At 59.9% G+C, this 12,478-nt stretch carries 13 protein-coding genes; 3 read left to right on the top strand and 10 right to left on the bottom strand.

Features of this window, described 5'->3' with window-relative positions:
• From B8115_RS12630 to katG, 5 genes are all read right to left on the bottom strand, one after another.
• Nucleotides 1–471, bottom strand: a 471-nt coding sequence (locus tag B8115_RS12630; protein WP_010628170.1) for a hypothetical protein, incomplete at its 3' end; no start/stop codon positions are given.
• A gap of 99 nt (nucleotides 472–570) precedes the next feature.
• A complete protein-coding gene (locus tag B8115_RS24145; protein ID WP_158409650.1) occupies nucleotides 571–870 on the bottom strand; it encodes an abortive infection family protein in 300 nt (99 codons plus the stop codon).
• Nucleotides 871–898: 28 nt separating this feature from the next.
• On the bottom strand, nucleotides 899–1,405 hold the full coding sequence (locus B8115_RS12620; protein WP_141638584.1) for a hypothetical protein: 507 nt from the start codon (nucleotides 1,403–1,405) through the stop codon (nucleotides 899–901).
• Nucleotides 1,406–1,662: 257 nt separating this feature from the next.
• Nucleotides 1,663–2,145: a DUF1294 domain-containing protein gene (locus tag B8115_RS12615; RefSeq protein WP_238539217.1), complete on the bottom strand. Its 483-nt coding sequence runs from the start codon at nucleotides 2,143–2,145 to the stop codon at nucleotides 1,663–1,665.
• 433 nt (nucleotides 2,146–2,578) lie between these two features.
• Nucleotides 2,579–4,777, bottom strand: coding sequence for a catalase/peroxidase HPI (gene katG, locus B8115_RS12610; protein ID WP_010628167.1), 2,199 nt, complete (start codon nucleotides 4,775–4,777; stop codon nucleotides 2,579–2,581).
• 501 nt (nucleotides 4,778–5,278) lie between these two features.
• On the opposite strand from katG, the gene B8115_RS12605 reads away from it, so the two are divergent.
• The gene (locus B8115_RS12605) at nucleotides 5,279–7,042 is read left to right on the top strand and encodes a carbohydrate-binding module family 20 domain-containing protein (RefSeq protein ID WP_010628166.1); all 1,764 of its coding nucleotides are present in this window, start codon (nucleotides 5,279–5,281) and stop codon (nucleotides 7,040–7,042) included.
• A 78-nt stretch (nucleotides 7,043–7,120) separates the two neighbouring features.
• Here B8115_RS12605 and B8115_RS12600 read toward each other — a convergent pair whose 3' ends face one another.
• From B8115_RS12600 to B8115_RS12590, 3 genes are all read right to left on the bottom strand, one after another.
• Nucleotides 7,121–7,912: an SGNH/GDSL hydrolase family protein gene (locus B8115_RS12600; RefSeq protein ID WP_010628165.1), complete on the bottom strand. Its 792-nt coding sequence runs from the start codon at nucleotides 7,910–7,912 to the stop codon at nucleotides 7,121–7,123.
• A gap of 22 nt (nucleotides 7,913–7,934) precedes the next feature.
• On the bottom strand, nucleotides 7,935–8,222 hold the full coding sequence (locus tag B8115_RS12595; protein WP_026038096.1) for a HigA family addiction module antitoxin: 288 nt from the start codon (nucleotides 8,220–8,222) through the stop codon (nucleotides 7,935–7,937).
• A gap of 70 nt (nucleotides 8,223–8,292) precedes the next feature.
• Complete coding sequence (locus tag B8115_RS12590; protein WP_010628163.1) at nucleotides 8,293–8,955, bottom strand: TetR/AcrR family transcriptional regulator; 663 nt, start codon at nucleotides 8,953–8,955, stop codon at nucleotides 8,293–8,295.
• A 90-nt stretch (nucleotides 8,956–9,045) separates the two neighbouring features.
• Between B8115_RS12590 and fabF the strand changes: the two genes are divergently transcribed.
• Nucleotides 9,046–10,308, top strand: a complete 1,263-nt coding sequence (gene fabF, locus B8115_RS12585) for a beta-ketoacyl-ACP synthase II (RefSeq protein ID WP_010628162.1) — start codon at nucleotides 9,046–9,048, stop codon at nucleotides 10,306–10,308.
• A gap of 52 nt (nucleotides 10,309–10,360) precedes the next feature.
• On the opposite strand, the gene B8115_RS12580 is transcribed toward fabF, so the two are convergent.
• A complete protein-coding gene (locus tag B8115_RS12580; protein ID WP_010628161.1) occupies nucleotides 10,361–11,146 on the bottom strand; it encodes a metal-binding protein ZinT in 786 nt (261 codons plus the stop codon).
• 144 nt (nucleotides 11,147–11,290) lie between these two features.
• Nucleotides 11,291–11,809 carry a Spy/CpxP family protein refolding chaperone gene (locus B8115_RS12575; RefSeq protein ID WP_010628160.1) on the bottom strand — a complete coding sequence of 173 codons (519 nt, stop codon included), beginning with the start codon at nucleotides 11,807–11,809 and terminating at the stop codon, nucleotides 11,291–11,293.
• 60 nt (nucleotides 11,810–11,869) lie between these two features.
• On the opposite strand from B8115_RS12575, the gene B8115_RS12570 reads away from it, so the two are divergent.
• A partial coding sequence (locus tag B8115_RS12570; RefSeq protein ID WP_141638583.1) for a Crp/Fnr family transcriptional regulator occupies nucleotides 11,870–12,478 on the top strand: 609 nt, incomplete at its 3' end.

The following is a 12,478-nucleotide window of genomic DNA, read 5'->3' as shown; positions in this document are numbered from 1 at the left end:
AGCCAGGATAACTACCTTGTAGGTGTATCTGGCAATGTCATCGATCTGAGAGATTTCGCGCTGTAACTGTTTTATTTTACCGTTATATTCGTTTCCCTCTTCATCAAAACACTCCCCTTCTAGAATTCTATTAACATCCATTGAAAGGAGTTCTTCTAGTGAAATCTCTTTTTGTTCGAAGTTCGATTCGTTTGTCCTGAATTTAGCTTGCAATAAATACAACTTTTTTGTTTCTTGATCAATGTAATAGCCATCGATTCCGCCATCGTATGATCCATCTGTTATAAGTCGTTCTCGCTCCTCAAAATTAAGCAAACCAAAAGAGACCTTTAGAAAAAGATGGATGCTCGCTCTTGAGCGAGCTTGGTTTAGCTTTTCAGGGTCTAAGTCGCCTATCCTGTATCGTACAAATCTTTCAGGAGCATCCCTCAAGATTTGATCCAGTATGTTTAGATAAACCTTATATTTCATGCTTCTTCGGTTCCATTTAAGGCCTAACGCCCGCAACAACGGGCAATTTGGAGCGCAGCGGACAATTGATCCGGGTGCTTGAGCTTGTTATACGAAATCCTAAGGCCCTCTCTGTATACAATCTTGAATGTACCTAAAGACTGTGTACATTGCATTTACGATAGCTGTTGCTTCTGGAACATCCAGCAAGTCGTTTACATGTGCGAGACTCGCGTGGTTCCGGAGTGTCGAGAAAGCATCAATTGAAGCTGCAAATGAATTGAGCACCCTTGTAATCTCTTGAGCCCTATGACCTGAAGCAACCAACGCCGGGTGTAGCTTTCGAAGTTCTTTGAACGCTTTAGATGCCGAAGGATCATTCGGAAGAATAATTTGGTTATCATTGCAAAGTTGAACCAAGTACCCATGGAGTGCAGTGTGTGCACGATCAATTGCGCTTGAAGAATCTACGGTTCCGATTAGTGCTTTTGGCGTCTCCTAGAGCTCGCATTACCGAAGTTGAAATCGACTCGCTAACTTCCGGCGCGGCGACGCCCCCCGCTGTTTGAATTAACTGCTCATCAATGATCTGATAGTGATCCTGGTTGATAAGCAAAATCTGATTGATATGTTGTACAGTCGGCACTGTGACGCCGCTACGCTCCAGTTCCTTAAGTGCATCATAAATAGCTGCAATAAAATTTGGGGCGTCTTCCGCTGCGGCTCGCGCCTGCCGAGACATATCCGACTCTGCCCAATCAAGGGAAGAGCTGCGGGCATAGTTCTCACCAGAAATTTTGCAGAAGTGCTGCTTGAATACTTCAATGATATGTTGCCGGCTCGTTGACCCTGATACCCTCCGAATCAACGAGATGAAATCATCTACAGCTCGATCACTGAGTGGTGTGGCAGCTCCCATGGGAAATCTGAGCTCGCTTGCCATTTGAAGCGACATCATTTTCTCCGTTTTTTGTATAATAGTGATTGGTCTGCACGTCCTGATATTCAATGAACCATCCTGCGTGTTCAACATTATTATCTGACGCGCTTCAGTTCTTCCAACTCATTGATTTTTTCTCGTGCTCAAGTATAACTGGGCCACTTATCCAGAATTCTCGCTCATGCGAAGTTTGCCGATACCAATATGCTATATGCGTACTACTAATGTTTAGGATGCAGAAAGGTTATGCTGTGCCATAGCCCTGATTACTGTTAACCGAACCCCAAACCAGCCCAAACGCTCGCCGCCTCTCCCGCATAAACAAGCCACCCAACCACCCCACAATTCACCACCACCCCACACCAAAAAATGACCTGAAACGGCTGCTTCCTGGTTTTATGCCGAAATAGCCGCTGCGCTACCAGCGCGCCGGGCCAGCCGCCAATCAAGCCTGCGAAGAGCAGCGTGGCTTCTGGTGTACGCCTTCTGCCCTTCCCTGCTGCGGCTTTATCGATGCCGTACATGGCGAAGGTGATCACGCTCAGCAGCGCGTATGCCGCTATGAGCTGCACTGGTGTGTAGCCTAGAGCGCTCAGGGCTGCCAGGAGCGCGAAGAAGGCAGCGGCAATGGCGCACGCCAACATCAGCCCTTTGGAGCGTGGGGATGCGTGACGTGCCGCTTTGAGGTAGCCCGCCTTCTGGGCTCTCGGTCTGTTCTGGCTGTCGTGTGTCAGGTGGTGGAGGCCTCGTTCCACTCGGTGAGTTTGCCTTCATGGCGCATGGGTTATCTCTTGTGAATCAGTCAATTGTCAGAGAATACCATGTGCGGTCGAATTTGTTTGAATTCAGTAAGTTACTAAGGAATGTAAATAAGACTTGATTTCGTCAGGCGGGGATAATGGGGAGTCGGGGCACGCTACCGCCCCTGCTGCAGAATGGATGATGGTTCGCATCATCCTAATGCGGCAGTCCCTGAGTACGTCGTGATTGGGTAAGCTATCTTCTGTAGCTCTTAACTCAAAGTAACCAAGGGAAACGTTGAGGGCAACGTCAACGAAAGCATGAGGCGCTGCTAGTACCGCTTCTCTTGATCTGAGCCGGGACATAAAAAGACCCCGAAGGCTGGATAACCAACCTTCGGGGTCTGTTATTTAAGCCAGGTCCGCGTTACTGCTGCGGACCTGTCGTTCAGCGGTGCAGGTCGAAGCGGTCGTTCTCCATGACCTTGACCCACCCTTTCACGAAGCGGTCGATCATGCGCTCCTCTCCGCCGTTGGCGGCGTACTCCTCGGCGATGGCGCGTAGCTGGGAGTTGGAGCCATACACGAGGTCGACGCGGGTGGCGGTCCACTTCTTGTCGCCCGTCTTGCGGTTACGACCTTCGAAGCGCTCTTCGCTCTCGTCGAGGGGCTCCCACACGGTGCCCATGTCGATGAGGTTGACGAAGAAGTCGTTGGTCAACTGGCCGGGGCGGTCGGTGAGGATGCCATCGTTATTGTCACCCACGTTGACGCCGATGGCGCGCATGCCGCCGAGCAGCGCGGTCATCTGCGGCACGCTGAGGTTGAGCATGAAGGCGCGGTCCACCATCAGGTGCTCGGCCGGGATTGAGGTCGCCTGGGGCTGCATGTAGTTGCGGAAGGCGTCGTGCCTCGGCTCCAGGTAGGCGATGGTATCCACCTCGGTCATTTCCTGGGTGGCGTCGGTGCGGCCCGGGGTGAACGGCACGGTGACGTTGTGCCCGGCCGCCTTGGCCGCCATCTCGACCCCGACGCTACCGCCCAGCACGATCATGTCCGCCAGGGAGATGTTGGCATCCGAGGCGTCCTTGATCTGCTCGAGCTTGTCGATCACGTCATACACGCCGGAGCGCTGGTTGATGTCCCAACCGGTTTGCGGTTCGAGACGGATGCGCGCGCCGTTGGCGCCGCCGCGGTGGTCGGTCTGGCGGTAGGTGCAGGCCGAGGCCCAGGCGGTGCTCACCAGCTGCTTGGCGGTGAGGCCGGAGTCGGCGATCTGCTGCTTGAGGGTGGCGATCTGCTGGTCGTTGACCAGCGGCCCCTGGTGATCGGGTACCGGGTCCTGCCAGATGAGCTCTTCAGCCGGCACCTGCGGGCCGAGGTAGCGGGCGCGCGGGCCCATGTCGCGATGCAGCAGCTTGTACCAGGCACGGGCGAATTCGTCGGCGAGCACCTCCGGGTTATCGTGATACTCCTTGGAGATCTCGAGATAGGCGGGGTCGGTGATCATCGCCATGTCGGCGGTGTTCATTACCGGTGGGTTCTTCTTGCCTTCCACGTGGGCGTCGGGTACCCAGTAGCCTTCCTTGACCTCGACCGGCTGCCACTGGTTGGCACCGGCGGGCGATTTCTTCACTTCCCATTGGTGGGCGAAGATGGTGTTGAGGTAGGAGTTGTCCCACTTGGTCGGCGTCGGGGTCCAGGCGCCTTCGAGGCCGGAGGTTACGGTGTACTCGCCGAGGCCGGTCTCATGGGTGTTGGCCCAGCCGAAGCCCTGCTGGTGGATCTTCGAGCCTTCCGGTGCTTCGCCCACGGCATCCGGCGAGCCGTTGCCGTGCATCTTGCCGAAGGTGTGGCCGCCCACCGTCAGCGCGACGGTCTCGCGATCGTTCATGCCCATGCGGGCGAAGGTCTCGCGTACGTCCTGGGCGGATTTCATGGCGTCCGGCACGCCGTTGGGGCCTTCCGGGTTGACGTAGATGAGGCCCATCTGCACCGCGGCGAGGGGGTTGTCGAGCACGCGGCTGCCGTCTTCCCAGCTGCCGGTGTAACGCTCGTCGTTGGTGGCCAGCCATTCGGTCTCGGGGCCCCAGTAGATGTCGTCCTCGGGGGCCCAGATGTCGGCGCGCCCGTAGCCGAAGCCGAAGGTGCGGAAGCCCATGGTTTCCAGCGCCCGGTTGCCGGCGAGCACCAGCAGGTCGGCCCAGGAGATTTTCTCGCCGTACTTCTGCTTGATCGGCCACAGCAGGCGGCGCGCCTTGTCCAGGTTGCCGTTGTCGGGCCAGCTGTTGAGCGGGGCGAAGCGCTGGGCGCCGGTACCGCCGCCGCCGCGACCGTCCACCGCACGATAGGTGCCGGCGGCGTGCCACGACATGCGAATGAAGAACGGGCCGTAGTGGCCCCAGTCGGCAGGCCACCAGTCTTGCGAGTCGGTCATCAAGGCATCGAGGTCGGCGCATAGCTCGTCGACGTCGAGCTGCGAGAACGCCTCGGCATAGCTGAAGTCGGCACCGAACGGGCTGGCGTCGGGGTGCTTCTGATGAAGGATGTTGAGGTTGAGCTGGTCGGGCCACCAGTGCTCGTTGCCCTGCAGACGGGACGTGGTGCGCGCCCCATACTCCCGGCGTGTAGGCTTTTGATCGGACACGGTCTTCTCCTCGACTGAATGGGGACCTACAGAACAGTTGGGCTGACGATTTATATCGCCTCGATTCAGCACCCTCTGACCGAGCCAGAAGGCAGTGAGGCGTCCTGTAAGCCGTCCATTACAGTGAAGGAGTGAAGGTCTAAACCGTCAAGGAGATGGGAGGCTTTCGGCTCGATAGGTGTAGGCTATGGGGCTACTCAGTGAAGCCGCATGCCGCTTCGACGACCGCCGAGAGATGCTGCGCCCACAGCCGGTAACCGGCGGTTGTAGCTGCTCCTACGCTCTCTCCTACGCTCTCTCCTACGCTCCCCCCTCCTACGCCTCCCTCCTCTATCCTCCCAGCTGCTACGCCCTCTCTTCATTTCCAAAGGGGGTTCTGACCGATGGTCGGGCAGTGCACCGTTGGCGCTTATCAGCTATTGCGAATCAAGAACAAGCAGGCTCTGGCTGAGGCCGTTAGATGCACCACATCACAAGGATTGGGCAATACAGGAGTTCCCAATGATCCCTTTGCATCGCTTTATCGCCACTTCCTCCCTCGGTCTGGGCGCCCTCGGCCTAGGCGCCCTTGGCGCGGCTACGGCGCTACCTACCCAACAGGCTCATGCCGGTACCTTCGTTCACCTGTTCGAATGGAAATGGACCGACGTGGCACAGGAGTGTGAGAATTTTCTCGCGCCGAAGGGCTTTAGCGCCGTCCAGGTGTCGCCACCACAGGAACACATACAAGGCGACACCTGGTGGGCCCGGTATCAGCCGGTGAGCTACCAATTGCACAGCCGCAGTGGCGATGCCAACGAGTTCGCCGACATGGTGCAGCGCTGCAACGCCGTCGGCGTGGATATCTACGTGGACGCGGTAATCAACCACATGGCCGCCGCCGGGGACGGTACCGGTACCGCCGGCTCATCCTATGACTCCGGCTCCCTAGACTATCCCGATTACAGCAGCAATGACTTCCACCCCCACTGCGACATCGAGCCCGAAGACTACCGCAACGATGCCTGGCGGGTGCGGCATTGTCGGCTGGTGGGCCTGCCCGACCTGAACACCTCGGACGATTACGTACAAAGCACTCTTGCCGGCTACCTGAACCACCTGACCTCCCTGGGGGTGAAAGGCATTCGCGTCGATGCGGCCAAGCACATGGCGCCGTCCGACATCAGCGGTATTCTCTCGCGGGTGAACGATCCCCTCTACGTCTTCCAGGAGGTGATCGACCTGGGCGGTGAAGCGGTGAGCGCCGACGAGTACACCGGCATTTCCGACGTCACGGAGTTTCGCTACAGCGCCTCGATCGGCGATGTCTTCAAGAACCAGCGCCTTGCCAACCTGAGCAATTTCGGCGAGGCCTGGGGATTCCTCTCCAGCCAAAATGCGGTGGTGTTCACCGATAACCACGACAATCAGCGCGGCCACGGCGCTGGCGGCGACAATATACTGACCTATCAGGACGGCAGCCTATACAACCTCGCCAATGTATTCATGCTGGCCTGGCCCTATGGTTATCCGAAGGTGATGTCGAGCTTCAGTTTCACCGACAGCGAACACGGGCCGCCTGCCCAGCCCGTTTATCAGAACGGCAGCGCCCAGTGCGGTGGCGCCTGGGTTTGTGAGCACCGCTGGAGCTCCATCGCCAATATGGTCGAGTTCCGCACCGTCACCGCTGGCACCGAGGTAACCGGCTGGTGGGACAACGGTAATAACCAGATTGCCTTCAACCGGGGCAGCGAGGGCTTTGTCGCCATCAACCGGGAAGGCGGCTCCCTCTCACGCACCTTCGATACCACGCTTCCGGATGGTGATTATCGCAACATCGCCGGAGACGGGAGCTGCGTCAGCGTGCAGGGTGGCCAGGTCGCGCTGAACGTTTCCCCGATGGAGGCCGCGGCGCTGCACGTGGGTGCGCTCTGCAATGGCGATGGTAACGGTAACGGCAATGACGATCCGCCCAGCGATGAGAACGTAAGCGTCACTTTTACCTGTGCGAACGGCACCACGGAACTTGGCCAGAGTGTCTATGTGACCGGCAGCAACCAGGCACTAGGCAACTGGTCGCCCGCCGAGGCGCTCAAGCTCGAGCCGGTGAACTACCCGACCTGGAGCGGCACCTTCAACATGCCGGAGAATGCCAATATCGAATGGAAGTGCATCAAGCGCAGCGAGACCGAGCCTGAGAGCATGCTGGAGTGGCAGCCCGGGAACAACAACCTGCTTGAAACCGGGCAAACCGGCTCTACGGTGAGCACTTCAGGAAGCTTCTGATTCTATGGCTCAGGCCATCATGACGTCGTGTACTGCCGGGCCGTTTTCCGGCAGTACCGTATATCTTGCTTCTTCTCGCTATACCGCGCTGGGCCGGCAACCACACGCCGTTTCGACGACCGCCGACAGGTGCTTCGCCCACAGCCGGTAACCGGCGGGCGACGGGTGAAACCGATCGGCACAGAAGAGAGCAGTCGCTTGGTTCGGTGCCAGTTCCACCGCGCCGGAATGGAACACGACCTCCAGCTCCGATGCCAACCGTTGGGCGTTTCGATCCAGCAGCCGTGCACGCAAGCCCAGCACTGCCCGCAGCGGCTGAGGAAGCGCAGGAAAGCGCCCCATGGGCGGCACCGCTGCGAAGACGACAGGTACCGAGCCGCAACGCTCGCGCACTGCCGAGACCAGCTCGCGCAGCTCCGTTCGCCAGACGCTGGCGCTATGCATCTGCAGCACATCGTTGACCCCGAGGGCCAGCACCACGACATCCGGTGTGAACTCGAGCTCGCTCTCGAGCAGCATGCTGCGTGCACGACGTGCCGTCGCCCCGCTACGCCCAAGCACCTGCCAGGCCACGGCTCGATCCGTTCTGGCCGCTGTGGCATGCGCAAGCTGGCCTACCAGGGCCTCCGAGTGCTCGGCAGCTCCCACACCGGCGGCCGTTGATTCGCCGATCAGCAGGAGGTTGAGAGGTGGGGAAGCGAGGGTTGGAGAAGCAAGACAGGGAGATGCTCCCGACACCAGCCCGGTGCAAAGACCGCTCGCCTCCGGCAAGCGCGGGATGGTGCGCCGTAGCCGTCGCCCCTGGAACATGAGAATCGGACCGAGCACCAGGCTCAGATTCGTTGCACTGCGCAGCGCCGGCTCACCCATCACCCTACTCCGGATAAGTTACCTAGGCGGCAACAAGCCGCTTGACCTTGAGCTCATTGCGATGCTGCTCGGCATGCCAGAGTTCGTATTGCGCCTGCTGGTTCAGCCAGCTTTCTGCCGAAGTATCAAACGCGATAGACAGCCGTATCGCCATTTCCGGACTGATGCCAGCCTTACCGTTCAACACAGCGCTCAGGGTCTTTCGACTCACGCCCAATCCTTCTGCGGCCGCCGTTACAGACAAGCCAAGAGGCTCGAGGCATAGCTCGCGCAATACTTCACCAGGATGGGGGGGATTGTGCATCAGCATGGCGGGTACCTCAGTGGCATCTCCATCTTCGAACCGAAACTGAATAATAAACGACCCTGTTGAAAGCATGCTACGCAGGGCTCTGCTCCCGCCTCATCTCTCCCAGCATGCCCTCCAGCTCGCTTTCGCTGACGCCGAGCATCTGCAGGATGTTGCGCTGGGCGGCGTTGAGGATGTGCTGGCGTTCCTGCTCGCCGGGCAGGCTCTTGGCGATGGCCACGGCGCCGACCAGGGAAGCAAGAATGGCGCGGGACTTGTCGGCGATGACTTCGCGGTCGGCTTCGAAGGGCAGCTTCTTCAGGCGGCTCAAGGCGATGAGCCGGGTTTCGAGCATCTTCTTCATGCTCAGGTAGGAGGCTTCGAAGAGCGTTCGCACCTCGGCGTTCTCGTTGCCGATCTCGTTGAACAGCACGGTTTCGGGGCCCGGCTTGTGCTTGCGCTCCAGCTCCTGGAGATTCCAGCAGTTGGCCACCAGCTCGGTCAGGTGCTTCACTGAGAGCGGCCCCTTGACCAGCCTGGCCGCGCGGCTGCTCTCGAGGGTTTCCCGCACCGAGGCGTGGTAGAGCGCTTCCTTCGAGGCGAAGTGGGCGTAGAAAGCGCCGTGGGTCATCTTGGCCAGCTTCATGATCTGGGCGATGGAGACCTTCTCGAAGCCCTTGCGGCTGAACAGCTCGATGGCCGACTTGAGAATACGCTCGCGCGATTTGGCCTTGTGGTTCGTCGAGTAGGGCATGGCAACTCACACTCCCACGGTGAATATTATGTTGATCATATCAACCTGACTGTTAGCGTGGCACAACCCCAAGCTGTTCAGGAAATTACCATGCAATCACCGCTCGTCATCACCGGCATGGGCATGATCAGTCCCCTTGGTTGCGGCGTCAAGGCAGGCTGGGAGCGCCTTCTCGCCGGCCGTTCCGGCATCTCTCCGATCACCCGCATCGATACCGGCGAGCTGCCGGTCAAGGTGGCAGGCGCGGTACCCGGCATCGAGGACGACCCTGAGGCCGGCCTCGATCCGGACCGTGTGCTGGATGCCAAGGAGCGTCGCAAGCTGGAGCTGTTCAGCCTCTATGCCATGGCCGCCGCCGAAGAGGCGCTGACCCAGGCCAATTGGTTCCCCGAGAGCGATGAGGACCGGCTGGCCACCGCCACCATCATCGGCTCTGGCATCGGCGGCTTCCCTACCATCACACAGGCGCAGAACACCCTGACGACCCGCGGCCACCGCCGGCTCTCCCCTTTCACCGTGCCGGCTTTCCTGGCCAATCTGGCGGCAGGTAACGTCTCGATTCGCTATGGCCTGCGCGGACCGCTTGGCTGCCCGGTCACGGCCTGTGCCGCCGGCGTGCAGGCCATCGGCGACGGCATGCGCATGATCCGCAGCGGCGAGGCCGAGGTGGCCCTGGTGGGCGGCGCCGAGGCCTGTATCGACCCGCTGTCGCTGGCCAGCTTCCACGCCATGAAGGCGCTCTCCACCGAGCAGGACGACCCCAGCAAGGCGTCACGCCCCTTCGATCAGGGCCGCAACGGCTTCGTGATGGGTGAAGGCGCGGGGCTGCTGGTGATCGAAACCCTGGCCCACGCCGAGGCACGCGGGGCAACGCCGCTGGCCATTCTCAGCGGCTACGGTACCAGCGCCGATGCTCACCACATCACCGCCGGCCCGGAAGACGGCGGTGGCGCCGCAGCGGCCATTCGGGCCGCGCTACGAATGGCGGGGCTCGCTCCCTCAGATATCGATCACATCAACGCTCACGCCACCTCGACCCCGGTGGGCGACCGGGCCGAGATCGCCGCCCTGCGCAACGCCTTCGGCGACGCCCTGGGTGGCATTCCGATCTCCGCCACCAAGTCCTCGACCGGGCATCTGCTGGGTGCCGCCGGCGGCGTGGAGAGCATCTTCTCTGCCTTGGCAGCCATGCACGACCGCCTGCCCCCGACCCTGAATCTGGAGAACCGCGACGAGGATCTGCACGATCTGGATATCGTCGGTGAGGCGCGGGAGCACGCCACTCAGCACGTGCTGTGCAACGGGTTCGGCTTCGGTGGGGTGAATGCCGCGCTGATCGTGAGCAAGGTGTAGGTGGGAAGTGTGCCGGTAGCAAACGCTACCGGCACATGAGCGAGGCGCCTGTTCAGTGCGCCAGCATTTCCTGCACGATACCTTCGGCATCCAGCTGTGACGGATAGTAGGTAGGCCAGTTGGTGAGCTCTTCCAGCAGCGCTTCCCGATCGTCTCCCCAATACAGGTGGAAGTGGTGGGCATCGGTCGGGAAAATGGCGTGGTCGCTGAACTGGATGTATTGCGGCATGTCCTCGTCGCCTTCTTCGCGCTCGAAGATGAACCTGACGCCTCGGTTCCCGGCGTCGTACGTCAGAATTTCATACCCGTCATAGACATACTGTCCGGTCCTCTCCTGGTCATCCTCGTAGAAGGTGACGGAATCGCCTTCGATGACGATACGATCGACGTCCGTCCGGTAGCCCGTCTCATAGTATTCCTTGTACTCCTCGGCGGTTCTCCCGTCGCTTTGCTCTGCCTTGTGAGCAAACACTTCATCGAGGGTGCCATCCTGCAGGTAGGGGTAGACGGACTGCCAGTCTCCTTCCCAATCGGAAAGGGACCGATCCTCGATCTGACTGTCTTCGAAATAGCCCGCGTAGATGTCCTCGTCGTGGCTATGGTCGTGATCGTGGCCGTTGTCATGGTCGTGACCGTTGTCATGGTCGTGATCGTGACCGTTGTCATGGTCGTGATCGTGCTCGTGCTCGTGCTCGTGCTCGTGACTATGATCGTGATTGCCGGCACTCTCTTCGGCAGAGGCGGAATCTCCGCTCTGTGCGATGGCCAGCGGCGTCCCTGCCACAATCAGAAGGCTGACGGCTACGGCGCTCATCTGTTTGGGTAATGTCAGTTCCATTGGTACACACTCCTTCCATTTCTTGGCTCGGGTTTCATCATCCAGACGAATGGCAAAATGCTATGCTATAACGTTGCTTTCACAGTCAAGCACACTTCAGTAACTGAGGCTACCTCTCGATGCGGGTGTAGCCGGTAGATCTCACTAGTGGCGATGGCCGTGGCCGCGGTGGTGGACATACCGCCGAACCTGTTCGTCATCGAGCACCGTGAGCATGACCAGGTGGTATTCGAGGTGAACCGCTCGTAGCTGCCCCCAGCGCCGAGCCGTCTGATCGGTGAGGCGCTCGATTTCTTCGAGCGTTGCGCGTTGCTTGGCAAAGAGTTGATCGAGTTCGCGCTCGCTTTCGATCACTTGCTCGCCAAGCTCACTGGCACGTTCACGCATGCGCTCAAAGGCTTGTTCGGTTCGCTCCCGCTGCTCTTCCGTCAGGTTCAGCTCGTCGGCCAGTTCCAGCACGTGCATGGGGCCTGGGTAGCCGTTCAACTCCGCCGGCAGGGCCAGCCCTATCCCTCTGCCCTGCTGGAGCCCTTCCACGTCGCTGGCAGAGAGCGCCTTGATCTCGCGTGAATGAAACCCGGCGTAGGAGCCGTGCCCTGCCGCTTCCCCCTGGGCCGCCCCGGTAGTGAGAACTAACAGCACAAAAGCCAGCAGACGTGTCATTGCAATGCCCTCTCTCGGTTTCGGTTGCACCTAGAGTGGGCCCGGCAGCATCATTTGGGTATGAGCGAGATCATATCCAGTCCGTTACCGGGCATCGCCTCGACCCTGGAGACACTAGCCGGCCGCCCTGGCCATCGGCGGCGGCTTGCCGCCGGGGAGATGCTGTTCCACGCCGGAGAGCCTGTCGCCTCGGTGTACGTGGTCCTGTCCGGTCAGGTGAGGATGATGAGAATGAACCATGTCGGAGCGGAGGTGACCGTCGACCGGGCCGGCCCCGCCCGCTGGTTGGCCGAGGCTTCGTTGTTCGCAGCTCGCTACCATTGCGATGCGATGGCCGACACCGAGGCTTGTCTGCTCAGCTACCCCAAGGCCGCCGTGCTCGAAGGCATGCAGCGGCAACCGACGCTGGCGACCGAGCTCATGATCGACCTGGCCCGGCGGCTGCATGAGGCGCGCCTGCGCATCGAGATTCTCAACATAGCCAGCGCCCAGGAACGACTGCTCACCTATCTGCAGGCTCACGCCAGCGGAGAGAACGCGGAGTTTACGCTGTCGGGTAGCTGGAAGGCCCTAGCCGGAGAGATCGGGCTGACGCACGAATCGGTCTATCGCGCACTGGCGCAGCTTGAGCGTGAGGGAAGGGTTCGGCGCAAGGGCCGGCAGGTATGG

It is taken from the genome of Halomonas sp. KM-1 (assembly GCF_000246875.1).
Taxonomy (GTDB): domain Bacteria; phylum Pseudomonadota; class Gammaproteobacteria; order Pseudomonadales; family Halomonadaceae; genus Halomonas; species Halomonas aerodenitrificans.
This window is presented reverse-complemented; position numbering and strand designations above follow the sequence as displayed.

What these genes read in the sequence shown, in the direction of transcription:
- fabF (WP_010628162.1), top strand. Translation starts at nt 9,046, where the DNA reads ATGCAATCACCGCTCGTCATCACCGGCATGGGCATGATCAGTCCCCTT.
- B8115_RS12590 (WP_010628163.1), bottom strand. Translation starts at nt 8,955, where the DNA reads ATGCCCTACTCGACGAACCACAAGGCCAAATCGCGCGAGCGTATTCTC.
- B8115_RS12595 (WP_026038096.1), bottom strand. Translation starts at nt 8,222, where the DNA reads ATGCTGATGCACAATCCCCCCCATCCTGGTGAAGTATTGCGCGAGCTA.
- B8115_RS12605 (WP_010628166.1), top strand. Translation starts at nt 5,279, where the DNA reads ATGATCCCTTTGCATCGCTTTATCGCCACTTCCTCCCTCGGTCTGGGC.
- B8115_RS12600 (WP_010628165.1), bottom strand. Translation starts at nt 7,912, where the DNA reads ATGGGTGAGCCGGCGCTGCGCAGTGCAACGAATCTGAGCCTGGTGCTC.
- B8115_RS12575 (WP_010628160.1), bottom strand. Translation starts at nt 11,809, where the DNA reads ATGACACGTCTGCTGGCTTTTGTGCTGTTAGTTCTCACTACCGGGGCG.
- B8115_RS12580 (WP_010628161.1), bottom strand. Translation starts at nt 11,146, where the DNA reads ATGGAACTGACATTACCCAAACAGATGAGCGCCGTAGCCGTCAGCCTT.
- B8115_RS12620 (WP_141638584.1), bottom strand. Translation starts at nt 1,405, where the DNA reads ATGTCGCTTCAAATGGCAAGCGAGCTCAGATTTCCCATGGGAGCTGCC.